This is a genomic window from Chloroflexota bacterium (genome assembly GCA_026706485.1).
GTDB lineage: Bacteria > Chloroflexota > UBA11872 > UBA11872 > UBA11872 > JAJECS01.
In genome coordinates, this window is the sequence record JAPOYR010000011.1 from 406,867 (window position 1) to 433,037 (window position 26,171).

The following is a 26,171-nucleotide window of genomic DNA, read 5'->3' on the forward strand; positions in this document are numbered from 1 at the left end:
CGTCGACCACAAAGGGAGACCTTTGCAAAATCCAGCCGGGCTTGGGGATGACCAGGCCTATCCTGTCCGCCCCCAGATTCAGTGAAGGGTGGATTCCCGCCTTCGCGGGAATGACGAAGGGTTACGCAGAGGTCTCCTTCAGGGAGGGGGAACCGGAACTGCCCTCCAAACTCCACCGGAGGAACTACGCAAGAGTCTCCAGGGGCGGTTCCCATTGGATACCGCTAGGCTGTGCGCACTGCGGCGGCGACGAGCCGGAATTGGTGAACTCATGACAAAGACGATTCCAGGCGACCACGAGTGCTTCAGCGAGGACTGGCGCCGCACCGATCCCGACCTGGTGCTCTATTTGCCCGAGGAGCCCTCGTACTGGATCGAGGCCGTGGACCACGTCCTGGTGGACGTCACGCCGGGCGGAGACTTGCTGGCGATCTTCGCGCTGGCCAGCCAGCCGCATGGGGCCGACTACCGGGTCGCGTACTCACGCAGCGCCGACGGCGGACGGACGTGGTCGCCGGTGGGCGTCATTGACGGTCCGGGGGCGAAGCCCGGCCAGGTGAGCGCCTTTGGATTCCCAATCATCAGCCGGCGCGGGCGCATCTACTGCTTCTACAACCACGGCCGCGCGATCGGCGACAGCTATCAGACGAGCTTTCTGCGCTGCAAGTACTCCGACGACGATGGCCGCACGTGGATCGATGGGGAAGTGGTGATTCCCTACCGCTCCAGCGCCAACGACCACCCGGACCGCTCCATCGGGGCCAACTGCGTGGTGTGGCAAAAGCCCATCCGCGACGCGCACGACCGCCCGATCATCGGATTCACCCGCTGGACGAACTCCTACGTCAAGACAGCGCGCCGCGAGGACGACTTCACCATGTCCCGCCGCGATAGCCAGGCGGAGTTCATGCGGTTCGAGAACATCGACGAGTCGCCGCATCCGCGCGACGTGCAGATCACCTGGCTGCAAGACGACGACACGGCCATCCGCGTGCCGGTGCCCTACGAGCCCGAGGCTTCGCGCAACTATTCCTATTGCGAGGAGCCGAGCGCGGTGCTGCTGCCGGATGGTCGGCTGTTCGTGGTGGCGCGCACGGCGACCGGACAGATCTGGTACACGGTTTCGACCGACGACGGCGTCACCTGGCGGCCGACGGAACCGCTGCTGAACCGCGACGATGGCGCGCCCATGCTCAATCCCGTCTCGCCGTGCCCCATCTTCGCGTTGGACGACGGCCGGTTCCTGCTCATGCTGCAAAACCACGACGGGCACGGATTCGGCGGTCGCGGGCCCCGCGACTTTCATGCGCGGCGACCGCAGTTCATCGCCGTGGGCGAGTTCCGGCCCGACGCCCACCAGCCCATCTGGTTCAGCCAGCCCCAGTTGCTCTTCGACACGCAGAACATCGGGGTGTTTCCCTTCTACATGAAGTGGCTGTCGATGTACGCCAGCGTCACGGAGCATCGCGGCGAGCGCATCCTGTGGTACGCCGACCGCAAGATCTTCGGCCTCGGTCGCTACATCACCGACGACCTGCTGGCGCCGCTGACGGTCCCCTCGGCGTAGCCCCGATTTTGGCGGGGCGCTGCTACGATTGGCGCCCCATATCCCGCGCGGCGCGCGGGCGCCCCCCGAGATCGAGCACGGCTCCATGGCACTAGAGGTCAGGCCGGTTTCGGCCGCCCTGGGCGCCGAGATCATCGGCGCCGATTTGACGCAGCCGGACGACGACGAGCAGTTCGAGACGATCCGCCAGGCGCTGCTCGACTACAACGTGGTCGTGATCCGCGACCAGCAGATTTCGCCGGCGGACCACGCCGCGTTCAGCGGCCGCTTCGGCGTGCTCGAGCTCCACGTGTTGAACCAGTTCCTGCTGCCCGAGCAGCCTGAGGTGCTGGTGCTTTCGAACAAGCGCATCAATGGAGTGCCCGTCGGGCTGCAAGACGCGGGACGCGAATGGCACAGCGATCTCTCTTACATGCGACTCCCCTCGCTTGGCTCGTTGCTGTACGCGTTGGAAATTCCGCCGACCGGCGGCGACACGCTGTTCGCCAATCTCTACTCGGCCTACGAGACGCTGTCGCCTGAGATGAAGGAACGCGTCGAAGGGCTTCGCCTGCGGCACTCCTATGCCGACTTCATCAATCGCCGGTTCCAGGAATCCGCGATGGAGCGACCCACCCTCACCGCGGAGCAGGCGGCCAAGGTGCCCACGGCTGTCCATCCGCTGGTGCGCACGCATCCGGAGACTGGGCGTAAGGCGCTGTACGTGAGCCCGTCACTCGTGGCCGGGATCGAGGGCATGGACGACGCCGAGGGCAAGGCGCTGCTGCAAGAGCTCAACGACCACGCCACGCAGCCCGAGTTCGTCTACCGGCACGTGTGGCGGCTGCACGACATCGTGTTCTGGGACAACCGCTGCACGCTGCACCTGGCCACGGCATTCGACCCGAAATACACGCGCCACATGCACCGCACCACGATTCAGGGCGACCTGCCGGTCTGACCACCGGTTGCCGGGTGCATCTCGAGTGAGCGCCGGGTCCAGCAAGTCCGTCGATCCCGACGATTCCTATACGGCCGCGAATCGCGCCGCTTGGGACGCAATTGCGGATAGGCGCCAGAAGATCTTTCCGCCGGCAGGCCATTTCGCCGAGGGCGGGTCGGTGCTCGACAAGCGCGATCACGAGGCCGCCGGCGACGTGCGGGGACTGCGGCTGTGCCATTTGCAGTGCGGGAGCGGGGAAGAGGCGCTCTCGTGGGCGAACTTGGGCGCCGAGGTGACCGGCGTCGACATCAGCCCCAGGCAGATCGAGCTGGCAACCGCCAAGGCCAAGGCAGCCGGCATAGCGGCTGACTTCGTGGCCGCGGACGTGTGCTCGCTCCCCCACGATCTGCTCCGCCCCGCGTCATTTGACATTGTCTACACAGGCGGCGGCGCCCTGGTATGGCTGCCGAGTCTCGACCGCTGGGCGGCGACGATCAACGACCTGCTCAAACCCTCGGGACGGCTCATCGTGCGCGAGGAGCATCCAGTGATCGCCCGCGTCGAGGTGCGCGAAGGGGCGATCGCCATCGTGAATGACTACTTCGACCGGCAGCCCGAAGCGTCTACCGGGTGGTGCCATTTCCCCGGCGCCGCGGACGCCCCTGAGACGAAGTGGGATTGGACCTGGCCCTTGGGCGACATCATCACCAGCGTGGCGCAGGCCGGTCTCCGCGTTGAACGCTTAACCGAGTTTCCAAGCACGGCTGCCTGGCGCTTCGGCGACGACTTGGAGCGTCTGCAGAAGCTGCCGGGCTCGTATCTGTTCGTTGCCAGCAAGCCTCCCGACACCGATCAACAAGCGTCCGCTTAGGGAGACCGCGCACGAGCCGCCGCCGTGGGCGACAGGTGGCGTCCGTGGCTCAAGCGGCTCGAAAACGCGGGCGCCTAAAGTTGAGTCTTGTCCGAACTACCCCGGCCGATCTGCTCCCGCGTCACTGGTTTGGGCCCAACGCAGCCCGGCGAACCGTCCGCCGGCCTGGAGCAGATTCTCTGGCGTTCCTTGCTCGAGCACCCGGCCGCGGTCCATCACGACGATTCGATCCGCGCCCATCACCGATTCGATTCGGTGGGTGACGACGATCAGGGTGCGGCCGCGCCGTGACGCGGCAAGCGCGCGCCGCAGGTCTTGCTCGGTCGCCGCGTCCAACGAGGCCGTGGCCTCATCCAGAATCAGCAGGCGCGGGTCGCGCAGCAGCGCGCGGGCGATGGCGATCCGCTGCCGCTCGCCGGCGGAGATGCTGTGACCTTGCTCACCGACGGTGGTCTCGATCCCTTGCGGCAATCTGGCGAGGAAGTCGTCGAGCTGAGCGTCCCGCAGCGCCCGCGCCAACTCGTCGGCACCGGCCAACCCTGCCGGATAGCGGATGTTGTCGGCGATGGTTGCGTCCCACAGTCGCGGTTCCTGGGGCACCAAGCCAATCTGCCGGCGCAGCCACGAGAGATCGATCTCGCGGGTGTCGATCCCGTCGACGCGCACCGAGCCCGAGTGCGGCGCATAGAGCCCGACCAGCAAGTCCAGCAGCGTCGACTTGCCGCTGCCGGTTTCCCCCACGATGCCGAGGAATTGGCCCGGCTGGACCGAGAACGAGACGCCGAAGACCCCCGCGTCTTCCCGCGCGTAGCGGAAGTTTGCGTCCTGAAACGCCACCCGAGCCCCTGAATCGTCAGCCGGGAGTTGCGGCGTCCTGCCTCCAGCCCGCTCCGGCGCGAGACCAAATACATCGTCCATTCGCTCGTATTCGGCCTCGACCCGCGCCCGGTTTGCCTGGAGCGTCAGCAGGCGCTGCAGGGATACATAGGCCCGAGGCACAAGCGCCACCGCCGCGATCAGCCCGCCGAGCGTCAGGTGGTCACCGGCAATGAGGACGGCGCCAATTCCGAATGCCGCCGCAGTAACCAGCGCCTGGGCTGCCGCACCGCTGTGGGCGATCACCACGTCGTGCAGGACGAAGGTCTTGGCCTTTACACGCCAATGCTCGTCGAGCCATCGAAGCCATCGCCCTCGCTCCCGTTCCGCCGCATCAAACACGCGGACCACCCGAATGCCCGCAAGCACCTCCTGAAGGAAGATTTGCCCGCGCTCCAGATGGCGCCCGAACCGCCGTTCAAGTCGCGTGGAAAGGGGTCCGAGCCGGGCAACGCCAAGGGTCATCGCCGGTATGGCGACGAGGGCCAGGAGTCCGAGCGGCCAGGCCAGCACCAGCATGGCCGAAAGTGAGGCGACCAGCACCAGGGTCTGGGAAACGGCGGGAAGCAACGACTCGCCAACGAACCACTCACCGATTCGTCCGCACGATCTGGTGAGTCGAAACACGAGCTGCTCGGACGGGACCTGCTCAAGCTCCGCGAGTTGGGCGGCTGCGATGCCGTCGAAGGCTTGCTGGCGCAGGCGACGCGACACAGCCTCGCCGATCGAGGCCCGCATGTAGCTCTCGCTCGACGCCAGAATGAGCAGCACGAGCGCCGCACCGGCCATCCCACCGGCGAGCACCGCCGTCAACCCGAGGTTTCCGCCGGGAAGAGCACGATCGATCAGCGCGGCGACAAGCAGGGCCGGAACGATGCTGACGGCCGCGCCGCCCAGCATGAGCCCCGCCGTGAGCGCAACGGCGCGCCAACGCCGACGCAGCTCCTGCCGCACGATGGCGGCCGACGTGGACGATTCGGCAGTCGTCGGATCGGTAGCGTTCGCGGGTTCAGAAATCCACGGCCTCATTACCCAAATATTTTGACGGGAGTGGCCGCCGCCGTCAGTGCCGATTCCCGCCGAGGATTCGAAAAACCGGGGATATAATGAGGTGGGCGAAGAGAGCGGTCGCCTTCCGCGCAGCAACCACATTCTCGATCCGTGCGCGGCCGCCATGGCGATGACGCCGATCGCAATACTCCCATCGAGGGCGCGGTGAAGCTCGGCTACTTTCACAACGGGCACTTTCCGCCGATCGAGTTCGAGGACTTCGTGCGCTGGGGCGCGGCCAACGGCTATCAGGCCATCGACGTGCCGCTGTTCCAGCCCGACGCCCGCGCCATCTGCGAGCGTCACAGCCTGGAGCCGACCTCCACCACGGGCATGATCTGCCAGCCCATTGCCACCGATGCGGCGACGCGGGCCGAGCAAGCGGCCGAGGCCTGCCGGGCGTTGGACTACGCCGCCGCCGAGCACATCCCGCTGGCGTGGCTGGGACACCAGATGGCGCCGGACCTTGGATTCGACGCCAACGTGCGCCTTTTCGCCGAGGGCGTGGCGCCGGTGCTGGACCACGCGCAGCGGGTCGGCGTGCGCCTGGTGATGGAAAACTGGGCCGACGGCGGGCGCAACCTGGCCTATGCCCCGGCGCACTGGGAGGCCATTTTCGACGCCGTCCCGCACAAGGCGCTGGGGCTGTGCTTCGATCCATCGCACCTGGTCTGGCTGGGCATCGACTATCTGCGCGCCACGCGCGAGTACGGTCCGCGCATCTACCAGGCACACGCCAAGGACACCGAGTTCCTGCCCGAGGCGCGTTACCAGTACGGCGTCATCGGCGCGGAGCGCGGCCGGATTGGCCAAGGGACCTATCGCTTTCGGATTCCGGGATTCGGCGTGATCGACTGGCCGGCCTTCATCACCGCACTGCTCGACGTCGGCTACGCCGGCCCGCTGGTCGTGGAGCACGAGGACCCGTTCTGGAGTGCCAGAACCGACCCTGAGAACGACGCGCTCAAGGGACTAGTGCTGGCCCAACGATTTCTGGCGCCGCTGCTGGTCTAGACGGCCAGCGGAAGACGACGAATTCGCTATACGCTTGGCCAGCCGTCGGGAATCTCGTTGGCGTCGAGTGCGGCCTTGATGGCTTCGGCGGCCCCGGGCGTCACCCAGCCTGACCATACGCTCACGTTGCTCTTGAGCCACCAGAGTGCAGTTTCGTTGATGCTGGCATCCCGGTTTTCGAGCCGCCACTTGCCGACAGCTTTGTAGAGCTCAAGATTCAGATTCCAGGCCCGCAGCATCTCGACGACTTCCGGCGCCCGACCAGGGATGTCTCGATGCACGGCAATGGAGATCGTCGCGTCTCGGTAGGCGCAAGCCTTGGTCGTCGCCCAGCACTCATCGGTGTACTCGGGCTCCTTCAGGCGGACCAAGTCGAGCTCGGCCGCAGGATCGTTGGTTCCCCATTGGTAGCCGAGCCACGGTTCCCGTCGCTCGTAGGCGCCGTAGAGGTCGGCATTCGCCGCGGCGCTGTCACCTGGATTGATGATGTGGACGTGGTCCGACAGTCCGTATGCGTCGATCTGCTGGGCGTTGATTTCCTCGCAGACCCAACCGATGACGCAGGACACCAGCCGCGCTTTACCGCGTGTTTCGACCGTGGCGAACAACGCCTTGAATTTCTCTTCTTTAAGATCCTCGACGCTGTCCAACTCCGGGTACTGCTCCTGAAGATATGCCGGGATTACGAATGCGGACTGCCAGTCGCGGCCGAGGCTTTCGCCGACCAATTCGACATCGCCCGCTGCCAGCGCATCCACCCAGGCATCCTCCTGGTTCGGCAGCCAGATCTCCATGGTGACCTGGGTGTCGCCTCGGCGCAGTCCCTGCAACAACGGAAGGGTGGCGCCGAATACCAGATCGGTGGGATAGCCGTAGCCCTTTTCGACGATGTATTGGGCGACGCGATTCTGAAACTGCGCACTGGTCCAGTTCAGATCGCTGAAGACGATGGGCTCCTTCTCCGCAACGACTTCGGTCTCGGAGCAGGCGGTTCCAAATATGACGGCAATCAGCGCAATTGCCATGACCGACCGTCTGGACATGGCCAACATGCGGCAGGTCTCCCTTCTCGTTTCCCTCAAGCTGCTTGCAGCGTGACTCTTGGAGATACCGTCATCGTGCAATCGGGAATCACCGGCCCCGATTCGAGGATGCTACTGCCTGCTTTCCGGTCCGGCCAATCGTCATGGCAGGGCCTGCAAGCCACTTCGCATGGGTGATCCGACCCGGTCCCGCTACAACACGCCCTTGGTCAGGATCACGTTGCCGTAGAGCCGCCGTTCGCCGGTGGCGACGATGGCGAAGGCCTGCCGCGCCCGCTCGTAGAACGCAAAGCGCTCCACTCGCTCGAAGCTCACGGGCGCCCCGCGGGCTGTCGCGGCAATGCGGCGAAAGTCGGCGAAGACAGGCGGCTCGGCGTCCGGGTCGCCGACCACCGCCATCACCGCCGCCGGCCGCTCGACGTACTCGTCGAGCGGCAGCACCGAGAGAATGGCTTCGGCGGCGCGGGTGGCGTCGACGCCATCGAGGCGCACCAGCCGCCGGGCGTTGGCCTCGGCCGGAAAGTTCGCATCGACGATCACGATTTCGTCGCCATGCCCCATGGCCGCAAGCACACGCAGCAAGTCCGGCCCCAGGAGCGGGTCGATGCCTTTCAGCATGGGGGCGTTCCTCAGCGTCGGCGCGGTGGCATCGTGGCACATGCGGACGGCTATGCTCCGAAGCATGGGCGAATGCGGCGCGACGGAACGAGGAGGCGAAATGTCGCCACGCGCCAGCTCAAACCACCTTGGCGCGGAGGGCGCTGGCCCGTCGCTCAAGGAGTTCGTCGAGCACGTGCCGGTGACGCTCAACGATGCCGGCGACACCGCCGGCTGGGTGTCCAAGGAAGTCGTTGATCGCCTGTGGCTCGAGGTAGACGGGGAGCTGGTCAGCCAACTCTGGGTGGTCGACGTCGCGGTGCGAGCCTGGGACGCCGAGCTGCGCAGCGCCGGCGTGGCCGGCGTGGGGACGCCCGAGCCGCATCGTTTGAAGGGATATGCGCGGCGGCTGATGGAGGCTTGCGAGCGGTTTGCGGCCGACCGGGGCTACCCGATCAGCATGCTGTTCGGGATTCCGGACTTCTATCACCGCTTCGGCTACGCCACGGTCTGCCCGGAGTACGAAATCCGGATCGAACTCGACGCCCTCGAGACGAATGGGCCAGCCGCTTCGCTCGAAGATCTCCAGCCCTCGGACTGGGTTCCGATCGCTCGCATTTGCAACGCGGCGTACGGATCACTCGACGGCTCGGTCGTCCGGCGCGAAGGCGCGTGGCGAGGTCCCAGGCAGGGCTCGGACTGGTTCCGAAAGCCGCAAGCGTTCGTGAGTCGCGACGCGCGTGGGCGCCCGGCGGCTTACGCGGTGGTCGACACCGAGCTGACGGACGGTTGCCTGTCGGTGTCGGAAGCGGTGGCCGGCCATGACGCCGCCGGATTAGCCCTAGCCGGCGGATTGGCCGGGATGGCCAGATCGCGCGGCGCGACGGGCCTGCTGGCCAGTCTGCATCCGGGCACGGGGTTGGGTCCGCTGCTGACTCGACTTGGTGGCGCGGTCGAGGTGACACGACCGGAAGACGTCGGCTACATGGCGTGCATCGTCGACCTGGACGCCGTGTTGCAGAAGTACACGCCGGCGCTTGCTTACCGCGCAGCCGCCTGCGAGCTGCCATTGCCCGGAACGCTGCATGTGAAGACCGACATCGGCGAGGGCTGCGTCACGCTTGGCGGGCAGTCGCCGCCCGCCGAGCTGTCAATTGATCGGCTTGGGCTCGTGCAGCTTCTGTTCGGTTACCGGACGTTTGGAGAACTTCAGGAGATCGGCCAGGCCCGCGCGACCGGTGTCTCCGACGCCGTGCTGGCGAAACTCTTTCCGCGCAATGACGGCTACTGCTTCTGGCCGGACCGGTATTGATGCCGGCGCCTCGAGGTTGCCATCTCGACCGTTGATAGGCGTCGAGCTGATTAGAACCTTGCCGGATAGCCGCCGCAGCTAGGACTTCCCATCGCCGTGCAAAGAGCGCGCCACAACTACGAGATCCTCAGAGCAGCGAGCGTCGAATGCCTGGCGATCGAACCCGCCATCGATGTGCTCGATTTCGAGCCCGACCTCTCCGAGGAGCTGCTCGATCTGCGCAGGGGACGTGTATCGCAGCGGCATGCGTTCGATCACGCGATTCGAGCGACCGTCGCGACCCACCACCTCGAACGCGACTTCGAAGTCGAATATATGCCGCCCTTCGTCCCGGGCAACGGATCGGGTGAATCGCGCGATTCGCCGACCGTCCCCGAGAGAGACCTGACCGTCGTCCAGTCTCCAGTCCGTTGGGCCGAGCTTGTCGAAGCATGCCGGCCGGCGACTTGGCAGGTCCAGGGCCAGCCGTGCACCAGCCGTGAGGTGACGGAGAACCGTGCGGAGGCATTTCACCTGATCGTCGTGCGTGAGGAGATGCATGAATCCGCCGAATGGGATGATCGCGAGGGCGAACGACCGATCAAGGTCGAACCGCCGCATGTCGGCTTGGACGAGCTCAACATGCCGCCGAACGCGTTGGGGTTCGCGGACCAGCTTGGCGCGGCAGCTGTCGAGCATGGGCGACGCAATGTCGATCCCGACGACATCGAGGCCAGCTCGGGCAATCGGGAAAAGGACCTCGCCGGTGCCACATCCCAGTTCAAATACAGGCCCACGGGACCGGCGGGCGAGGTCAACGTAGAAGTCGACGTCGGGACGCTTGCGAACGATCTCGAGGTGGTCGTAGGTCACGACCGTCAGCGAGTCGTGCCGCTCGTACGGTGAAGGATCAGGGAGTGCGGTCACGGCGCCGCCGGGTTCGGAGCCATTAGCACCACGCAGGCTTGGCATTGCCATCGACCGGGGTGCCTGAGTGCAACGCCGACGCGTGGTCGCGACGGTTCAACGGACGGTAAACACTAGCTGAACCGCTTGATGAAGCCCGGGAACGTGCCCATCGTCGGCATCTCGAGGTCAAACGCGTCGTAGCCTGCGCGGCGGATCCGGTCCAGGATTTCCGAATCGCTCGGTCGGCACGGCGCCAGCATGAGGGCGGTCCCGCTGGGTCTCACCACACGATCGATCTCGCGCAGCTCCTCATCCGGCTTCCAACCGAACGACCCGTTGGTCAAGATCGCCGCGTCCACGGCATTGTCTGCCAGCGGTACCCGTTCCAGAAGTCCGTCCAATGTGGTGACGTTGTAAAATCCGTGTGCGGACAATTTCCGCTCGATGTATTCACGCAGCGCGGCGACAGGCTCCAGCGCGAACACCCGCGCGGCATACGGCGCACACCGCAAGGTGGCCTGGCCCGTGCCGGCACCAATATCCAGGACCACGCGATCGCGGACGTCCACGCGGTCATGAATTTCGCTCGGACTCCACGAGCCCCACGTCAGGGCGTCCCAGGTGGCCGGCGATTTGGCCATGCCGACGTTCCAGGCGCAGCGTCGCAGGATCGACTCTTGCGTGGATCGCAACTCCTCGGGCGAGAGTTTCAGCGGATGCGCTTCGGCCTCGCGCAGTCCGGCACGGAACCCGGGCGAGGCGTCGGAGAAGTGCGCGGCCACCTCGGGCAGCGGCATGAGCGCCGCGTACAGGCGGGACCCGAACTCCCGCAAGAGCCCAGGGTTACCGCGTTCGTCCTCCAGAAACGCATTTACGAAGTACGTGTTCAGGTGCACGAGATCCGGAAGCCGCAGATCGAATAGTCGGATCGGATCGATCACCGTGCGTGGCCAGCCGCGCGCGGAGCCCCGCGGATACTCCGGAGAGCCTTCGGATTCGCGGCGCAGCAGCCCGTATTGCACCTCATCCGCAGGCGTGCCGGACTTCGCCGAATGCTCGCGCAACGTGCCTTCGTACCGCATCCCCAGCTTCCGCAGGACGCGGGTTGACGGCTGGTTGCGCGCGTCGGCCCTGGCGAAGACACGATTCAGATCCGGCTCCGCGGCGAAGGCGGACTCGATCACGGCCGCGGCGGCCTCGGTGGCGATCCCGCAGCTTCGGTGCGCACGCGCCACTTCATAGCCAATCTCGGCCCGCCGGTTGGAGATTTCGATCCGGAGATCGACGCCACCGACCAGATCTCGGTCGAGCCATATCCCCCAATGAGGTTCGGTGCGCCAGTCGAGCTGCTGCGCGCGCGCCAGCCACTCACGCGCGTCCGCCGCCGGGTCGATCCGGGGCGCTGCCGGGTCGTCATCGGTGAATTTCGGATCGGCCATGTAGCGCGACATGGCCTCGATGTCATCCGGCCGGTGCGGTCGAAGGGTGAGCCGCTTGGTTCGAATTGTGCGCGGCAACATGGGGCGACGGGCGCTAGGGCTCCAATACCAGCGCCGGAATTTCGGTCAAGCTGGTGATCCGTGTGACGCCCGCCGGTCCAGAACCCTCATCGTGCCGGTCAAGCCAAACGCCCTTGAGCCCCGCATCGCGGGCTCCAATCGCGTCCGCGTCCAAGCGATCGCCGACGTGCACGCACGCCGACGGCGGCGCACCTAGGGCTTGGCAGGCCACCTCGAAGATCCTCGGATAGGGTTTCGCAACTCCAACCTCCTCGGAGACCACCACCGTCGTGAAGCTGTCCAAGACGCCGACGGCCGCGAGCTTCCGTCGTTGGTGCACCGACCCACCGTTCGTGATGACACCGAGGCAGAGACCACGCAGTGCCTCCAGGGTGTCGCTGACATCTGAAAACAGCGTCAGGTTCTGGTCGTAGTGGTCGCTGTAAACGGCGTAGGCCCGATCGGCTTCGGCGTCGGGCAATTCGCGTGATATGAGACTGAATAGGCCACGGATCCGACCACGGCGCTGGTCTTCCAACGTGGTTTCACCCCGCAGGTAGCGATCGAAGTGAAATTCCGTCAGGTCTTCCCAGCGCTTGAGGAGATGCTCGTCGGAACCGATCAGCCGGTCTCGGTACCTGCTGAACATGCCGAGCGCCCCGGCTCGGGTGGCCGCGTCGTGGTCCAGCAACGTGCCGTCGAGGTCGAAGAACACGGCTTGGATGGGTGAATCTGGCATGTGACGGAGTTGGGGAGGGCGAACTCAATTCGGTCGCTTCCCGCAGCATATCCCGACGCAGTTGTCGCCAAACGGGTGGCCGGCGATGGTCCGGAATTCCCTGATTCGGCCGATTGAGATCCTTGGGGGACTCGGGGCGGCGGAGGACTTGCGGAGGAGACCTGGAGGGTTCGAGGTGGGGGATGGGTGGATTCCCTAAATTCACAGACGAAGTGCAACACCTCGCGAAGGTCTCCCGCGCGGCTATGACAAAATCTCCAGTTGCATGAGGCCCACTGGCGTAGCCCGTGATGACAATCGGCGGGGATCCGGGTCCTAAGCCCAGCGTGATCGGCTGACGCATGCCCACCCTCAGCGCGGCATGGACCGGATCCCTCGGCTACACGCGCCGGGGACTGCGCGTGCTGGGGGCGACTCCCTGGTTGTACGTCCAGATCCTGAGCGCCTTCGCGGCGCCGGCGGCGGTCGCCGCGTATGTGACGGCTTCGGACATTCCGGAGGGATTTGGCCGATCGGCGCTGCTCTACGTGCTCAATGCCGTCTCCGCGTCGGCCGCGCCGGTGGTGGTGATGGTTGCCGTCGCCGCCGGGTTCCATGGCGTGCGCCTCAGCTTCATCAGCGCGATGCGCCAGGGGCTCTGGTGGCTGCCGCGCTACCTCTGGACCAACGTGCACACCACGGTCATCTTCTGGGCGCCGATTCTGGTGCTGTTGAATCTGTTCGAGTGGCAGCGGAATGAGGCGCCGGTCGAAGGCGCGGCGGGCTTGGCGTTGACGGCCGCCTGGGTGGTGCTGATTGGTGTCGCAGCACTCTACATTCACTCCCGGACGCTCCTGGCGCCGTTCTTCGCGGTGCACGGCAACCTGCCCGCCACGCTGGCGACGATCGAGTCCTGGCGCATGAGCGGCCGCCGCTTCCCCATCGTGTTCGGCACCTTCGTCGTGTCGTCGGCGCCCACAGCGGTGCCGCTGGCGGTTGTGCTGACGACGTTGGCGTTCACGCTTGACGAACCAAGCGGGGCCAGGGCGACGTACGGGGCCATGCTGCCGGCACTCGTGTGGGCGACCATCAAGCTGGTGCGGCCATTCCTCATCACGGCAACCTACGGCATGTATTCGGAGCTCTGGACCGAGGAACAGGAGCGGCGGACGGAGCACGGGTCGCCGGCGGTGCCGCTGTTGGCGCGGCCGCTGCTGGCGATTTCGCGTTGGATCCCACGTCTGGCCGGTCGCGCGATTGGGCGGCGCATCGAGTGGACCGCGTGACCTCAGATTCGCCGGCCACCAGTTCGCCGGGACGCCTGGTCCGGGCGCTGTCGCTCGACGCCGAGCGGCGGGTGCGCGAGGGTGGATTCGAGGCGCTGGCCAACGCGATCCGGCGGGGCGCCGACCTGCACATCGGCACGGAGTTTCGCCACAACGAGCACGTGGATACGACGTCGGACAGCCCGGAGGTCGTGCGCGAGCTGGCGGAGTTCCGGACGACATATCTGGTCGAGGACCGCTGGGCGGCGGGCATCATGACGCTCAGGCAGCCGGTAAGCCTGCCGGACGCCTTTGGCCCGCGGCCGTCGATGTCGTTCTTCCTCTACAACCAGGACGGCACGCAGGCCATCGCGCGACCGCACCTCGACGGGGTGGCGAGCGCCGGCGCGACCGGCGCGGCGCCGATCGACAGTCATCCCGACATGCCCAAGTACCACGTGCTGGACAGCTGGGACGCCGAGACCAACGCCCCGAGCAGCACCTTCATCTACGACTTCGAGCACTTCGACTTCCTGGTGCGGGACGACTGGACCGAGGTGTTGGCGCACGACGCCGAGGGGGCGGTGGTCCACGGATCGGAAGATGCCCTGGGCGAGGTTTGCGGTTCCGGGGGCGAGGTCAAGGCCTCGATTCGGGGGCTGTGTGCGGACCTGGCCGGACCTGAATCGGACGCAGTTGACCACGAGGTCTTCATCCAGGTCGGATCAAGCTACTACTACACGGAGCAACGGCTCTTCATCGGCGGGACGCACCCGCTGCCGAGAGTCCGGGCGTCAATTCCACTGCGGTATGCGACCCGGGCCTGGGACTTCGGCTGGTTGATCGTGCGCACCGACGGCCGCGTGATCCGCCGCCTGTGCGATCCCTACACGCTGCGCTTTCACGACAGCGAGTCCCGCCACGCGATCCGCTGGTTCGCGCGGTGAGCGTGCTCGGGCGGGTTTGAAACCCGCCCCTACCCCAAAACGCTCAGGGCCGGCAGTTGAATCCGGCCGCGGTTGAACCGTCGCCGGAGCAGTTGAGCGTCACGCCGGTCTTCATCGCCGAAATCGTGATCGCCTGCTGCGGCACCGACGACTCGCCGTCCGCGGCCGTGCCCACGGGCACCGCCTCGATCTTGGCCAGTGTGTCGAACGATGCCTGGTGTCCTTCCTTGATCTGCCCAAAGAGCGTGAAGTCCGGCGACAGCCGCTCCTGCGCCGTGAGGTCGTCCAGGATGATAAAGAACTGCGACCCGTTGGACGTGCCCGGGCCCTTGTTCGCCATCGCCAGCCCGCCCCGGACGTAGGGCCGCTGCGGCGGCTCGATCTCGAAGGAGTAGCCCGGGCCTCCCGTCCCCGTGCCAGTGGGATCACCGCCCTGCACCATGAAGCCCGGGATCAGCCGGTGGAAGGTCACGCCGTCGAAATAGCCCTCGTTTGCCAGGAACAGGAAGCTGTTGACGGCCAACGGCGCCTCTTCGGCGAACAGGGTGAAGGTCATGCGCCCCAGGCTGGTCGTGACGATCACCCAGGGCTCACCGGCGGGAATGTCCATGGCCGGATAGGCAGCGTAGGTCTTGGGGCCTTCGGGCTCGGCTTCACCGCACCCCACCACCACTACAACCAGCAGCACCGCCACCAGTGCGAGTCGCCACATGTCCCACGCTCCTTCGTCCGCCTCCGCGACATCCGCATTGTCGCAGCGGGTTCAAGGCTTTGTCGCACGCCGGCCATGTGATGGACGGTCAATGCCACGTGCGGTTCGCGTACCGCCCGTCACGTGACACCCGGCTCAGTTCACGTCAGTGCGGGACTCCTGCGCGAGCGGCTGAGGGCGCCACGTCAGCACCTAGCCCTTACGGCTTGCAGGTGAACCCGATCGCACCCTCGCCGGAGCAGTTGAGCGTCACGCCGGTCTTCATCGCCGAAATCGTGATTGCCTGCTGCGGCGCCGACGACTCGCCGTCCGCCGTCGCGCCGACCGGCACCGCCTCGATCTTGGCCAACGTGTCGAACGATGCCTGGTGTCCTTCCTTGATCTGGCCGAAGAGCGTGAAGTCCGGCGACAGCCGGCCCTGCTCCGTGAGGTCGTCGAGGATAATGAAGAACTGCGAGCCGTTGGCGGTGCCTGCACCCTTATTGGCCATCGCCAGGCCGCCGCGCACGTAGGGCCGCTGCGGCGGCTCGATCTCGAAGGTGTAGCCCGGGCCACCGGTGCCCGTGCCGGTGGGATCGCCACCTTGCACCATGAAGCCCGGGATCAGGCGGTGGAACGTCACCCCGTCGAAGAAGCCCTCATTGGCCAGGAAGAGGAAGCTGTTCACGGCTAGCGGCGCCTCTTCGGCGAACAGCGTAAAGGTCATGCGCCCCAGGCTGGTGGTCACGATGACCCACGGCTCACCGGCGGGAATGTCCATGGCCGGATAGGCGGCGTAGGTCTTGGGGCCCTCGGGTTCCGCTTCGCCGCACCCCACGGCCACAACCACCAGCAGCACTGCCACCAGCGCGAGTCGCCACATGTCCCACGTTCCCTTACCCGCCTCGGCACCGTCCGCATTGTCGCAGCGCCCTCTACCTTCTGTCGCGCAGTCGTGCGGTCGCAGTTCTAAACTGTCCCCTGCGAACCGGGTTGCCACTGACTGAGGACGCGCCATGACCCAACGCCTCTACCGGAGCCAGGTCGACCGCATGCTCACCGGCGTCGCCGGCGGGATGGCGGAGTATCTGCGCGTGGATCCGGTGATCGTCCGCATGCTCTGGGTGATCGCCGTGTTTCTCTCCAGCGGCGTGGGGCTGCTGGTGTACGTCACCCTTGCAATCGTCATGCCGACCGCGCCACCGCTCGACGATGATGCCGAAGCGCAGCGGGCAGAGGGCAGCCAACCGGCCACTCCGGCCCGATACGCTCACGCGACCAACGGCGCCGCGCTGGTGGTGGGATCGGTTTTGGTCATCATCGGCGCCGCTGCGCTCATGAGCCAGTTTGGCTGGTTCGACGCCTGGCGGCTCTGGCCGCTCATCCTCATCGCGATCGGCGGCGTGTTGATTTTCAACCAGCGACGGTAGGCAGCCTTGGACCAGCGCGGCTTCGGATTCGGCGGGGCGCTGATCCTCGTCGGGATCGTCGCCCTGCTTTGGAACTTCGACGTCCTGCCCGACCGCTTCTGGCCCGTGGCCTGGTCGTTGTGGCCGGTGGCGCTGGTGGCGGTGGGCGCCGGCCTGGCGCTCTCACGCGTGCGTGCCTGGCTTGGCTCGACAGCCTTTCTGGTCGTGCTGATCGCCGGATTCGGCACGGCGTGGGGTCTGGCGGCGGCAGGCAAGGGGCCGGTCCTTCACCACCGAACGATCGCCGTGGAACGGGGGCAAGCCACCGCGGTACGCCTTGAAGTAAACGTGGGGGCAGGCTCGCTTAGTCTGGGCGCGCAGGCGCCTTCTGGTCTGCTGATCGCCGGCAATCTGGAATCGCGCGCGGTCGACATCGACTACGCAATCAGCGAATCGCATCAGCCCGGCGGCCGAAGCGTTATCGAACTCGGGAGCGGGCCCGGCCGGGAGTTTTCGATTTGGCCCGGCCAGGGCTCGTCGGAGGACTGGCACCTGCATCTCACGCCGGACATTCCCACCGAAGTGCGCGTGGAGGCCGGCGCCGCCGACATCGACCTGAATCTTCGCGGCCTCCGTCTCCAACTCCTCGAGATCGAGGGCGGCGCCGCCGACATCGACGTGGTGATGCCCGCCGCCGCTGGAAGAACCGAAGCCAGCATCGAGGTCGGCGCGGCCAGCCTGCGGATCACCGTTCCGGAAGGCGTGACAGCACGGATCGAGGTCGATGCCGGGCTTTCGAGCATTCAGATTGACGAGGATCGATTTCCGCAAGCGTCCGACGACGTTTACATTTCGCCAGACTTCGATCGCGCCGCCAACCGCGTGGACATCACGATCGATGCCGGCGCCAGCCACGTTGAGATTCGCTGAAGGAGTATCCGCCATGACGAACTTGCCCGACTCGGAAGTCAAGAGTCTTCTGGCCGCCACGTCGACGGCCACGCTCACCCACCTTCTGCAGCAGCGCGGCTATCGCAACGTCTACTTCAGCGGGCTGCGTCCGGTCGGTCCGGCTGCACGGGCGGTGGGCCGAGCGCGCACGCTGCGCTACACGCCCCACCGGCCCGATCTCTATCCCGACGACCTGTCTCAAAATCCGCAGCGCCTGGCGATCGAGTCGATCGAGCCCGGCGAGGTGCTGGTGGCGGAGGCGGGCGGTGAGTTGGGCGCCGGGGTGCTGGGTGACATCCTGCTCACGCGCGTGGCCAAGCGCGGCGGCGCGGCGTTCGTCGTGGATGGGGCAGTGCGAGACCCCGAGGCTATCGGGCAACTGGAGATGCCGGTGTTCGTGCGCGGCATTCATGGCGCGGCGCACATGCGCGACCTGGTACCGATCGGGCACGACGTGCCGGTTCGATGCGCCGGGTGCACCGTGGTGCCCGGCGACTGGATCGTGTGCGATGCGAACGGCGCGGCCGTGGTGCCACCGGAGGTCGCCGCCGAAGTCGCCGCCGAGGGCGTGGAAATGGACCTCAAGGAGGAGTATGTCCTCGAATTGATCGAAGGGGGCGCGTCCACCGTCGACGTCTACCCGCCAACTGACGACAACATGCAGGGCTTCCCCGCGTGGAAAGCGGCCCGCGGACACAAATAGTCGCGCCCGCAGCCTGGAGACCCTTGACTAGAGGAGGAGGGGCGGGTCTCAGACCCACCCGACGTCAAGTATCCGGCGCGTCTCCGGACTTGGCCGGACTGGATTCCGGCCTTCGCCGGAATGACGGAGGGGTGACGCAATGGTTTCCTACCTGGGAATACTGAAGCACATGACGTCGGTCGGCGGCACAAGGCCAGTGGACATCAACGCATGACGCAGCACTCGATCGTGGGGGTGTGGCGGCTCGTGTCGTACGAGTCGCGACCGGAGTCCGGAGCGACTCGACTGCCGTATGGCGTGCAGGTCAGCGGCTACCTGATCTATACGCCACAGGGCTACATGTCGGTGACGATCATGGGCGCCGATCGGGCAAATCTCGCCTCCGAGGACCGCCTCGCAGGCACGCCCGACGAGTACGCGCGGGCCATGAAATCCTATGTCTCCTACTGCGGGCGCTACACCGTGCTCCCCGACCGCGTCATTCACCACATTGAGCTCAGCCACTTTCCGAATTGGTGCGGCGTGGACCAAGAGCGCTTCTACGAGCTCGAGGGGGATCGCCTGCGGCTGCGAACGCCGCCGTTCGTGCTCGGCGGCGTCGAGCAAACCGCGCATCTGGTCCTGGAGCGCGTTCGGGACGGCGAGTAGCGCCGCCGGAGCGACGCTCGTGACAGCGGGCGACTGGCGCCGGCGCGTAGGATGCGCTTGGGCGTGAAACAAGGAGTCCACGGTGAGCTATCCGCGTGCCTTTGCCCGGACCGAGTTCGAGCGCCGCGCCGCCGCGGTTACCGCGCGCATGCGCGACACGGGCTTGGACGCGCTGATCGCGTACTCGGTTCGCAACAGCCAGGGCCCGGTGGCCTATCTCGGCGGCTACGAACCCGATCTGGGCCTGCATGACGTGTCCTATTTCCTATTGATCCCCGGCGAGCGGCCGGATGCCGTCCTGGTGACGAATGGGTTCTGGGACGATCCGGCCTCGCGGACGTGGGTCGACGACGTAGTGATCTCCTACAAGTTCGAGTCGAGCCTGCCGGAGCTGCTGCCGAGCACAGCGAAGCGGATCGGCGTCGCGGGATTCGACTACCTGCCCGCTCCGGTCTATCTGGGCCTGAAGGCGGCTCACCGGCAGTGCGAGATCGTGGACGCCACGCGCCTGGTGAAGGAAGTAGCGCAAATCAAGAGTCCGGCCGAGATCGAGGTGATTCGCACCTGCATGTCAATCAACGATCACGGCGGGCGGGCCTTTCTGGAGGGCGTCCATGAGGGTGCGAACGAGCGCTCGCTGCAAGTCGCGGTCGACCAAGCTCTGTTGCAGGCGGGGGCGGACGGCCTCTACTACAACCCGCAGATCTACAGCGGAGCAAGCGTGGCGCACGGCATGGGCATGCGCACAGACCGCATCCTCCAGGCGGGCGACCAGGTGCAGGTGGACTGCGGGGCCATGTATCGCGGCTACCGCGGCGATCTCTCGCGGGTCACCACCGTCGGCCTTGTGGCGCCGGAGGTCAGGCACATCATGGAAGCCACGGCCCTTGTGTACGAAGCCATGGTGGACTCGCTGCGCCCCGGAATGGCCGCGGCCGACGTGGCCCGCGTGGGGATTCGAATGGCGGAAGCCAATGGGCTCGGCGACTGCCTGTATCGCCCGACGCCGGACCATCCGCCGGGCATGCTCGGCCACGGCATCGGCTGCTGGGTGCACGAGCTGCCGGACATTCAACTCGATTCGACCGACGTGATCCAGACCGGCATGGTGGTGGTATTCGAGACCATCCTGGGGCGGCCGGGGACCGGCGGAGCGAAGATCGAGGACGCGGTGCTGGTGACCGACGGCGCGCCCGAACGGCTTTCCAGCATCCCGGTGCGCACGTGGCCGCTGTGAAATCGGTGGTAGCGTACGCGTCGGCTGCCTCGTGCCGAACTAAGGTCCCCGCATGAAAACCACGGTCGCGATTGCCCACATCCTGCAGGCCGAGGGCATCGAGTTCCTCAGCGCCTACCCAACCACGCCCGTGATCGAGGCCGTGGCCGAAGTCGGCATCCGCCCGGTCATCTGCCGGCAGGAGCGCGTGGGCGTGGACATCGCCGACGGATTCTCGCGGGTCACCAACGGCAATCCGCCCGGCGTGTTCGCGATGCAGTACGGACCGGGCGCGGAGAACGCGTTTTCCGGCATCGCCACGGCGTTCACCGACGCGTCGCCGCTGCTGGTGCTGCCGCTGGGACAGCCGGGAGATCGCGAAGGGGTGGCGCCCTTGTTCAGCTCCGTACGCGCCTATGCCCCGATCACGACGTCCATCCAGCGCTTGAATGCACCCGAGGATGTCGCCGATCGGATGCGGCGGGCGTTCGCCGCGCTGCGCATGGGTCCCGGCGGACCCGTCATGCTCGAGATTCCCGCCGACGTGGCCGAGGCCGAGGTGGACGACGCCATTCCGGCCGGCTATCGACCGGTGCGACCCGTGGTGGCGGCCCCGAATCCGGACGACGTCCGACGTGCGGCGCGCGCCCTGCTCGACGCCCGTCACCCGGTGCTACTCGCCGGGCAAGGCGCGCTCTACGCGGGCGCGAGCGGCGAGCTGATAGAGCTCGCGGAGCTGCTTGGCGCACCGGTCGCGACGACCATGGCCGGCAAGAGCGCGTTTCCCGAGAAGCACCCGCTGGCCCTCGGGAGCGTGTCGGGCGTGATGAACGAGGCCGCGCGGCACTTCGTGCAGCAGGCGGACCTGGTGTGCGGGATCGGTAGCAGCTTCACCAAACACATCATGTCGATGCCCATTCCGGCCGGGACGACCATCATTCAGCTGACCAACAACCGGCGCGACATTGCCAAGGACTACGACGTCGACGTGGCGGCAGTCGGCGACGCGAAGCTGGCGCTGCGCAGCCTCGTGGATGCGTGTACCGATCTCATGGGTGGGAGCTCGAATGCCCGCGATGGAGCGCCGGCCGACCAGATCGAGCAGCTGCGGCGCGGCTGGCTGAGCGATTGGATGCCGAAGCTGGCCTCGGACGCCAAGCCCATCAATCCCTACCGGGTCATTTGGGAGTTCATGCAGCGGGTCGACCCGGACGAGGCCATCGTGACGCACGACTCGGGGAGCCCGCGTGATCAGATCATGCCGTTCTACCAGGCCGGCGGACCGCGGACATACCTCGGCTGGGGCAAGTCCCACGGGCTGGGCACAGGACTGGGCCTGAGTCTCGGCGCGAAGCTGGCGGCCCCCGACAAGTTCGTCGTCAACTACATGGGCGACGCCGCCTTCGGGATGACCGGACTCGACATCGAAACCGCCGTGCGCTGCAAGATTCCGATTCTGACCATCGTGCTCAACAACTCGTCAATGGCCATCGAGGCCCGCCATTTGCCGCTCTCGCACGCGAAGTACCGCACGCGAGACATCGGCGGCGACTACGCGGACATGGCGGCGGCCATGGGGGCGTGGAGCGAGCGCGTGGACGAGCCGGACGACGTCGGCCCGGCCCTGGAGCGAGCCCGACGTGCGACGGAAGACGGCCGCACGGCGTTGCTGGAATTCATCACCAGCGAGGAGATCACGTTCTCGAACAAGAATGTGATTGGCTAGGCGGGCTCGATATCGACGACCAGCAACGATTCCTCGTTGCCGGCGTTCGCCGCCAGCAGCGCGCCGCCCGGGCCGAAGACCGCCGACCGGCCGGTGACCCGGTGCGGCCAATTTGGGCGCTCGTTGAAGTCGCCGCGCGGGTCCTTGGCATCGAAATAGAGCGCAAACACGCCCAGCCGTTCGGCCAGGTTCTCGGCACGGCGCTTGAGCGTGTCGCGCTGGTTGAAGTCCAAGATTTTGTCCCATGAATCCCCGGCATTCTGGAAATCCTTGATGCAGTCGAAGTGCGGCTCGACGATGACGCGAGCGCCGAGCCCCACGAGCGTGTCGTGGATGGCGGGGGACTCGTTGTCGGCGCAGATGGTCACGCCGATTGTGTGTGGGCCAAGCCGGAATGGCGCCATGTCGTCGCCACCGCCGCGGTAGAAGTCCATTTCGCTGGTGGTCGGTTGCAGCTTGCGCTGGACGTGCCGCACGCCGTCGCCGTCCACGATGACGTACGCATTGAACGGCTTCGGCGCGAGCCCGCGTTCGGCAATGCCGGCGCCGATCGCCAGACCAAGTCGCGCGGCAAGGCGCGCCAGCCGCTCGGTCGAGGGGCCGGGAATCGCTTCGGATTGCGTCTCGAGGTCGGCGAGGTCGGCATCCGCGTCGTAGGTCACCCAGGGACCGTGCACGGAGAATTCGGGGAAGAGCACCAGGTCGCACCCGGCGGCGGCCGCCTGCTCGGCGAAGGCCTCGATCTTCTCCAGATTCGCGGCCTGCTGTCCGCGCAGGGAACACAGGGTGACCATGCCGATTCGCATCAAGGCCTCGATCGCAACTGTTCCGACGCCCACTAAGCCTCACACAGGCGGAGACTGCACGCGTACCGGGGACTCTGCCGCACGCTTGGTAAGACGCCGCTCCTTTTCGGGGGATGGCGCGGGTAGTGAGCCATCGCGGCAGATGCCTCACGAATCGAGGCACGTCGTCCAAGGTTTTCCGCGCGACAGTGGCTATGCTTACAGTCATACGGGTTGAAGTGCGGCGACTCTGAGTCCGGGCGTGTACGGCCGAATGCCATTCCACCCGCCGCGAGCAGTGCTGGGATGGACGCCGGAGCAGATCGTCAGATCGCTCCGGCGGCTCTGAGACGACGACTGGAACGCGCGACGAGGCGCGAACCCGCGTCCAGCAGGGTGAGAATCCCGCCGCACGTCGCGTGGTTGTCGAACGGCTAGGGCTTTAGGCCCAGCCCTTTCATGGACGGAGCATGTCCCATGGCCCGCTTGGCGATTTTCATTGATGGCGCGTACCTGGAGTCGGTGCTCAAGTACGAGTTTGGCGGCGTTCGGATCGATCTGACGAAGCTCGTCGATGAGATTCAGAACCACGTCGAGGACAACAGCCCGGATCCCGTCGAAGTCCTGCGGACGTACTACTACAACTGCCGTCCGTATCAGAGCGATCCCCCAACGCCGGAGGAAATTGACCGATATTCGAACTCGCGACGCTTCGAGGACGCGCTGCGGTATCTGCCCCGCTTCGAGGTGCGACTGGGTTATCTCCGCAAGAGCGGCATCGACGAGTGGGGGAACCCGGTATTCGAGCAGAAGCAAGTCGATCTGCTGCTGGGTCTTGACATGGCGCTGCTCGCCAGCCGGAGGCAGGTGCAGCACGTGGCGCTCGTGGCCGGCGACGGGGATCTCTATCCCGCCGTGCAAGTCCTCAAGAGCGAGGGGGCCATTGCGTGGCTGATCCACGGGCCGCGGCAAGGCAGCGACGGACGCCCGATGTACTCGTCCAATCTCTTCAAGGCCGCGGACGAGCGCTTCGAGCTGGATGAAGAGCTGATCGACCGCCTGCGGATGTAGGGGCCCCGCTCGCCGTCAGTTTCCTTCGTCCTCGCAGGCGCGACAGACCCGGCGACTACCCGCGCTCCGCGCGCCGATCGCTTGCCCCTCCGCGCACGCTGGCGCGAGAACGACGACGGCCAAGCCTCCCCACCGCGGCCGCGGTTGGCGACATAGGTTAGGGTCCGGGCGACACTCGACTTCTCGGAGCCCGCGCGGGGTCCGCTCACCAGACTCACGTCGTCGACAGGGGAGCCACCTGATGAAACGCCGCCTTCAACTTGTCGGATTCGTGGCCGTGCCGCTTGGCGCCATCGCCTTGGCCGCGGTTGCCTTCGTGCTCGTCATCAACCTGCAGCAGCAGCTGGCGGACGCTACCGCGCGGGTCGACCGGCTCGAAGCCGCAGGCGCGGCTTTGGAGCCGCGCGTGCTTGCCCTGGAAGACGCGTCCACGTCACTCGACACGGTTCACCCCATGCTCAGCGCCCAACGCTTCCGCCTCGTGGACGACAGCGGCCAGGAACGCGCCGTCCTGCAGATGGAAGAAGCCGGGCCGTCATTGCGAGTCTTGGGCGGCGGCGGCGAGTCTCAGCTGTTCATCGGCGTGACGGACACCGGGCCGGAGCTCACCGTCAACGGCCCGGGCCTACCCGCGAGTTCCGCCCGCGCCACGATGAAGCTCAACGCAAATGGACTTCCCCACCTGGAAATGGTCGACCTGGAGGGGCGTCCGCGGACGGCGCTGGCGCTCAGCTCCGCCTCCGGAAACGGCGATGGCTTCCTCCGCTTCTGGGATCAGGACGGCGACCGGCGCCTGCTCGTGGGCGTCCGCGATGACGCACCCGAGGTCGTGCTGGCCGACAGGGAAGACATCGCGCGCGCGAAGCTGAGCGCCGGTCCGACCGGACCGATCCTGAGGCTCCACGATGCCGCCGGCAACGCGCGGGGGGACTTTGGCCTCACCAACCTCGACCAGGTTGGGGTCATCCTGAGGGGCGATGACGAGGAGCAACGCGCCGCGTTCTTGGTCAATCCCTTTGAGAGCTCCCTGACCTTCTATGGACCTCGAGGCCAGGTTCGTTCCGTCCTCGAAAGCGATGACGAAGGCTCATCACTCTTCCTCTTCGACGCGCGCGACAGCTTCGGCGTGTCCCTCGGAGTCTCGGACGATGGGTCGGTCATGGGATTCTCCGATGAGACGGGCGCCATCCGCGCCGCCTTGGGCTTCGTCGGTCTTGGGTCTTCGCTTGAATTCGCCGACGCCGAGGGCACCGTGCGCGCGCACTTGAGCGATACGGCCGACGCCACCAGGCTCGTGCTTCAGGACGAGCAGGGGGTTCCGAGAGCGGCGCTCGGTATCAGCGCCGAGGGTGAAGTGCTGGGGCTGTTCGACGAATCCGGCACCGTGCGGACCAGCGTGGCGCATACGCCGCAAGGTTCCGCGTTTGAGATCTACGATGCCCAGGGCACGGTGCGCGCCAATCTGGGCTTTTCGCAAGGCAGCCCTGGGCTTTCACTGAACGACTCGTCCCAGAATCCTCGCGTCGCCGCCGGTTTCATCCGCAGCACGCAAGAGCCCTTCATCGCCACGTTGGACGAGGACCTCGGCATCATCTGGCGGTCCGACCGGCCGCCGGATTCGGAGTCTGACTCCGAAACCACCGCGAGCACAGGTGACTAGGTCTCGCACGGGTTGGCGTGGTCCCACGGCTGGATAGGCGGTCGCCCGCAAGGCGGCGCAGTGCCCAGGCTATTCTGACCTCATGGCGTACGGGTGGCACGACAGCCTTGGCCCGGGCGGGCCGTCGCTGAGTGATCCGAATTTTGAAGAGCCCAGAAGGCGGCGCGGCCCGCCGCGTTCTCGCTGGCTGGGCGCCGCCTCCGCGTGCTTCCTGGTAGCGCTCGGCACGGCTGTGCTTGTCACGCAGTCGATGGCGGTCGGCATGTGGTTCATCTTGGCCGGAATCGGTGTGTCGATGTTGATTCGCGGTCTGCTCTCCGTGCGGCGGATAACCCAGGGCCGCCGGCACATCGACTTGGCCGGCGCAGGCGAACACTCCGCCAGCAGCAGTTTGCCGCGCCCGGTCCCAGCCGTTGAACCCTCGTGGTGGCTGCAGCCAATGAGCCACCGGCAGGCTGCAGCCGTCATCAGCTTGCCGTTTGGCGCTACGGGTATCGCCTTCTTGGTCGCTGAACCGGATTTCGTGCCCAGCGCGTGGACGGCGATCGCCAGCGGCAGCCTGGCCGTCATTTATCTCGTCGTGGCCTACCGGCGGTCCAATCGCCCGCGACGCCAGCGGCGTTTCCGCGTGGAGGAAGACGACTCGAGCAAGAAGTGGCGTCGCTATCGGTGGCCGCGCGGCGCCCGCACGCTGCGCTAGACGCGAAGCGTGAGTTCCGTGGAAAGCTCGTGCGTCGAGCGG

Annotated in this window: 25 protein-coding genes; 17 read left to right on the forward strand and 8 right to left on the reverse strand. The window is 66.4% G+C overall.

Annotated elements, in window-relative coordinates:
• Positions 1 to 271 precede the first annotated feature (271 nt).
• The 3 genes from OXG79_11355 (at position 272) to OXG79_11365 (ending at position 3,360) form a co-directional block, all read left to right on the forward strand.
• Entirely contained in the window at positions 272 to 1,567 is a 1,296-nt protein-coding gene (locus OXG79_11355) for a sialidase family protein (GenBank protein MCY3784367.1), read from the forward strand.
• Between the two features lie 85 nt (positions 1,568 to 1,652).
• Entirely contained in the window at positions 1,653 to 2,507 is an 855-nt protein-coding gene (locus tag OXG79_11360) for a TauD/TfdA family dioxygenase (protein MCY3784368.1), read from the forward strand.
• A 25-nt stretch (positions 2,508 to 2,532) separates the two neighbouring features.
• Positions 2,533 to 3,360, forward strand: coding sequence for a class I SAM-dependent methyltransferase (locus OXG79_11365; protein MCY3784369.1), 828 nt, complete (start codon positions 2,533 to 2,535; stop codon positions 3,358 to 3,360).
• Between the two features lie 96 nt (positions 3,361 to 3,456).
• Here OXG79_11365 and OXG79_11370 read toward each other — a convergent pair whose 3' ends face one another.
• Positions 3,457 to 5,265: an ABC transporter ATP-binding protein gene (locus OXG79_11370; protein ID MCY3784370.1), complete on the reverse strand. Its 1,809-nt coding sequence runs from the start codon at positions 5,263 to 5,265 to the stop codon at positions 3,457 to 3,459.
• A 132-nt stretch (positions 5,266 to 5,397) separates the two neighbouring features.
• On the opposite strand from OXG79_11370, the gene OXG79_11375 reads away from it, so the two are divergent.
• Positions 5,398 to 6,300 carry a sugar phosphate isomerase/epimerase gene (locus OXG79_11375; protein ID MCY3784371.1) on the forward strand — a complete coding sequence of 301 codons (903 nt, stop codon included), beginning with the start codon at positions 5,398 to 5,400 and terminating at the stop codon, positions 6,298 to 6,300.
• Between the two features lie 26 nt (positions 6,301 to 6,326).
• Here OXG79_11375 and OXG79_11380 read toward each other — a convergent pair whose 3' ends face one another.
• Positions 6,327 to 7,325: a hypothetical protein gene (locus OXG79_11380; GenBank protein ID MCY3784372.1), complete on the reverse strand. Its 999-nt coding sequence runs from the start codon at positions 7,323 to 7,325 to the stop codon at positions 6,327 to 6,329.
• A gap of 210 nt (positions 7,326 to 7,535) precedes the next feature.
• Positions 7,536 to 7,961, reverse strand: coding sequence for a ribose ABC transporter (locus tag OXG79_11385; protein MCY3784373.1), 426 nt, complete (start codon positions 7,959 to 7,961; stop codon positions 7,536 to 7,538).
• 100 nt (positions 7,962 to 8,061) lie between these two features.
• On the opposite strand from OXG79_11385, the gene OXG79_11390 reads away from it, so the two are divergent.
• Both OXG79_11390 and OXG79_11395 read left to right on the forward strand, forming a co-directional pair.
• Complete coding sequence (locus OXG79_11390) at positions 8,062 to 9,252, forward strand: GNAT family N-acetyltransferase (GenBank protein MCY3784374.1); 1,191 nt, start codon at positions 8,062 to 8,064, stop codon at positions 9,250 to 9,252.
• A 96-nt stretch (positions 9,253 to 9,348) separates the two neighbouring features.
• The gene (locus tag OXG79_11395; GenBank protein ID MCY3784375.1) at positions 9,349 to 10,137 is read left to right on the forward strand and encodes a hypothetical protein; all 789 of its coding nucleotides are present in this window, start codon (positions 9,349 to 9,351) and stop codon (positions 10,135 to 10,137) included.
• 134 nt (positions 10,138 to 10,271) lie between these two features.
• Here OXG79_11395 and OXG79_11400 read toward each other — a convergent pair whose 3' ends face one another.
• On the reverse strand, positions 10,272 to 11,660 hold the full coding sequence (locus tag OXG79_11400) for a GNAT family N-acetyltransferase (protein MCY3784376.1): 1,389 nt from the start codon (positions 11,658 to 11,660) through the stop codon (positions 10,272 to 10,274).
• A 13-nt stretch (positions 11,661 to 11,673) separates the two neighbouring features.
• Complete coding sequence (locus OXG79_11405; GenBank protein ID MCY3784377.1) at positions 11,674 to 12,378, reverse strand: HAD family hydrolase; 705 nt, start codon at positions 12,376 to 12,378, stop codon at positions 11,674 to 11,676.
• A gap of 341 nt (positions 12,379 to 12,719) precedes the next feature.
• On the opposite strand from OXG79_11405, the gene OXG79_11410 reads away from it, so the two are divergent.
• Both OXG79_11410 and OXG79_11415 read left to right on the forward strand, forming a co-directional pair.
• Positions 12,720 to 13,643: a hypothetical protein gene (locus OXG79_11410; protein MCY3784378.1), complete on the forward strand. Its 924-nt coding sequence runs from the start codon at positions 12,720 to 12,722 to the stop codon at positions 13,641 to 13,643.
• Positions 13,640 to 14,569, forward strand: coding sequence for a hypothetical protein (locus OXG79_11415; GenBank protein MCY3784379.1), 930 nt, complete (start codon positions 13,640 to 13,642; stop codon positions 14,567 to 14,569). The genes OXG79_11410 and OXG79_11415 overlap by 4 nt, the downstream gene beginning before the upstream one ends.
• 43 nt (positions 14,570 to 14,612) lie before the next feature.
• On the opposite strand, the gene OXG79_11420 is transcribed toward OXG79_11415, so the two are convergent.
• Together OXG79_11420 and OXG79_11425 are read right to left on the reverse strand one after the other, a co-directional pair.
• Positions 14,613 to 15,179 carry a peptidylprolyl isomerase gene (locus tag OXG79_11420; protein MCY3784380.1) on the reverse strand — a complete coding sequence of 189 codons (567 nt, stop codon included), beginning with the start codon at positions 15,177 to 15,179 and terminating at the stop codon, positions 14,613 to 14,615.
• Between the two features lie 301 nt (positions 15,180 to 15,480).
• A complete protein-coding gene (locus OXG79_11425; protein MCY3784381.1) occupies positions 15,481 to 16,041 on the reverse strand; it encodes a peptidylprolyl isomerase in 561 nt (186 codons plus the stop codon).
• Between the two features lie 235 nt (positions 16,042 to 16,276).
• On the opposite strand from OXG79_11425, the gene OXG79_11430 reads away from it, so the two are divergent.
• The 6 genes from OXG79_11430 to OXG79_11455 all read left to right on the forward strand — a co-directional run bounded on the left by OXG79_11430 (position 16,277) and on the right by OXG79_11455 (position 21,913).
• Complete coding sequence (locus OXG79_11430) at positions 16,277 to 16,690, forward strand: PspC domain-containing protein (GenBank protein MCY3784382.1); 414 nt, start codon at positions 16,277 to 16,279, stop codon at positions 16,688 to 16,690.
• Between the two features lie 6 nt (positions 16,691 to 16,696).
• The gene (locus OXG79_11435) at positions 16,697 to 17,599 is read left to right on the forward strand and encodes a hypothetical protein (GenBank protein ID MCY3784383.1); all 903 of its coding nucleotides are present in this window, start codon (positions 16,697 to 16,699) and stop codon (positions 17,597 to 17,599) included.
• A 13-nt stretch (positions 17,600 to 17,612) separates the two neighbouring features.
• Complete coding sequence (locus OXG79_11440; protein ID MCY3784384.1) at positions 17,613 to 18,323, forward strand: hypothetical protein; 711 nt, start codon at positions 17,613 to 17,615, stop codon at positions 18,321 to 18,323.
• Positions 18,324 to 18,533: 210 nt separating this feature from the next.
• Positions 18,534 to 18,971: a lipocalin-like domain-containing protein gene (locus tag OXG79_11445; protein ID MCY3784385.1), complete on the forward strand. Its 438-nt coding sequence runs from the start codon at positions 18,534 to 18,536 to the stop codon at positions 18,969 to 18,971.
• A gap of 82 nt (positions 18,972 to 19,053) precedes the next feature.
• A complete protein-coding gene (locus OXG79_11450) occupies positions 19,054 to 20,208 on the forward strand; it encodes a Xaa-Pro peptidase family protein (GenBank protein MCY3784386.1) in 1,155 nt (384 codons plus the stop codon).
• Positions 20,209 to 20,260: 52 nt separating this feature from the next.
• Positions 20,261 to 21,913 (forward strand): thiamine pyrophosphate-requiring protein, encoded by a 1,653-nt coding sequence (locus OXG79_11455; protein MCY3784387.1) that lies wholly within the window; start codon positions 20,261 to 20,263, stop codon positions 21,911 to 21,913.
• Here OXG79_11455 and OXG79_11460 read toward each other — a convergent pair.
• Positions 21,910 to 22,752: a hypothetical protein gene (locus OXG79_11460; GenBank protein ID MCY3784388.1), complete on the reverse strand. Its 843-nt coding sequence runs from the start codon at positions 22,750 to 22,752 to the stop codon at positions 21,910 to 21,912. The genes OXG79_11455 and OXG79_11460 overlap by 4 nt on opposite strands.
• 423 nt (positions 22,753 to 23,175) lie before the next feature.
• On the opposite strand from OXG79_11460, the gene OXG79_11465 reads away from it, so the two are divergent.
• The 3 genes from OXG79_11465 (at position 23,176) to OXG79_11475 (ending at position 26,129) form a co-directional block, all read left to right on the forward strand.
• The gene (locus OXG79_11465; protein ID MCY3784389.1) at positions 23,176 to 23,769 is read left to right on the forward strand and encodes an NYN domain-containing protein; all 594 of its coding nucleotides are present in this window, start codon (positions 23,176 to 23,178) and stop codon (positions 23,767 to 23,769) included.
• A 241-nt stretch (positions 23,770 to 24,010) separates the two neighbouring features.
• On the forward strand, positions 24,011 to 25,429 hold the full coding sequence (locus OXG79_11470; GenBank protein MCY3784390.1) for a hypothetical protein: 1,419 nt from the start codon (positions 24,011 to 24,013) through the stop codon (positions 25,427 to 25,429).
• 82 nt (positions 25,430 to 25,511) lie between these two features.
• Positions 25,512 to 26,129: a hypothetical protein gene (locus tag OXG79_11475; GenBank protein ID MCY3784391.1), complete on the forward strand. Its 618-nt coding sequence runs from the start codon at positions 25,512 to 25,514 to the stop codon at positions 26,127 to 26,129.
• Positions 26,130 to 26,171 lie beyond the last annotated feature (42 nt).

Excerpts from the sequence above, each read along its gene's own strand:
- OXG79_11445 (MCY3784385.1), top strand. The coding sequence starts at position 18,534 with ATGACGCAGCACTCGATCGTGGGGGTGTGGCGGCTCGTGTCGTACGAG.
- OXG79_11470 (MCY3784390.1), top strand. The coding sequence starts at position 24,011 with ATGAAACGCCGCCTTCAACTTGTCGGATTCGTGGCCGTGCCGCTTGGC.
- OXG79_11360 (MCY3784368.1), top strand. The coding sequence starts at position 1,653 with ATGGCACTAGAGGTCAGGCCGGTTTCGGCCGCCCTGGGCGCCGAGATC.
- OXG79_11475 (MCY3784391.1), top strand. The coding sequence starts at position 25,512 with ATGGCGTACGGGTGGCACGACAGCCTTGGCCCGGGCGGGCCGTCGCTG.
- OXG79_11430 (MCY3784382.1), top strand. The coding sequence starts at position 16,277 with ATGACCCAACGCCTCTACCGGAGCCAGGTCGACCGCATGCTCACCGGC.
- OXG79_11420 (MCY3784380.1), bottom strand. The coding sequence starts at position 15,179 with ATGGACATTCCCGCCGGTGAGCCCTGGGTGATCGTCACGACCAGCCTG.
- OXG79_11380 (MCY3784372.1), bottom strand. The coding sequence starts at position 7,325 with ATGGCAATTGCGCTGATTGCCGTCATATTTGGAACCGCCTGCTCCGAG.
- OXG79_11440 (MCY3784384.1), top strand. The coding sequence starts at position 17,613 with ATGACGAACTTGCCCGACTCGGAAGTCAAGAGTCTTCTGGCCGCCACG.
- OXG79_11455 (MCY3784387.1), top strand. The coding sequence starts at position 20,261 with ATGAAAACCACGGTCGCGATTGCCCACATCCTGCAGGCCGAGGGCATC.
- OXG79_11425 (MCY3784381.1), bottom strand. The coding sequence starts at position 16,041 with ATGGACATTCCCGCCGGTGAGCCGTGGGTCATCGTGACCACCAGCCTG.
- OXG79_11385 (MCY3784373.1), bottom strand. The coding sequence starts at position 7,961 with ATGCTGAAAGGCATCGACCCGCTCCTGGGGCCGGACTTGCTGCGTGTG.
- OXG79_11390 (MCY3784374.1), top strand. The coding sequence starts at position 8,062 with ATGTCGCCACGCGCCAGCTCAAACCACCTTGGCGCGGAGGGCGCTGGC.
- OXG79_11355 (MCY3784367.1), top strand. The coding sequence starts at position 272 with ATGACAAAGACGATTCCAGGCGACCACGAGTGCTTCAGCGAGGACTGG.
- OXG79_11410 (MCY3784378.1), top strand. The coding sequence starts at position 12,720 with ATGCCCACCCTCAGCGCGGCATGGACCGGATCCCTCGGCTACACGCGC.
- OXG79_11400 (MCY3784376.1), bottom strand. The coding sequence starts at position 11,660 with ATGTTGCCGCGCACAATTCGAACCAAGCGGCTCACCCTTCGACCGCAC.
- OXG79_11465 (MCY3784389.1), top strand. The coding sequence starts at position 23,176 with ATGGCCCGCTTGGCGATTTTCATTGATGGCGCGTACCTGGAGTCGGTG.
- OXG79_11370 (MCY3784370.1), bottom strand. The coding sequence starts at position 5,265 with ATGAGGCCGTGGATTTCTGAACCCGCGAACGCTACCGATCCGACGACT.
- OXG79_11405 (MCY3784377.1), bottom strand. The coding sequence starts at position 12,378 with ATGCCAGATTCACCCATCCAAGCCGTGTTCTTCGACCTCGACGGCACG.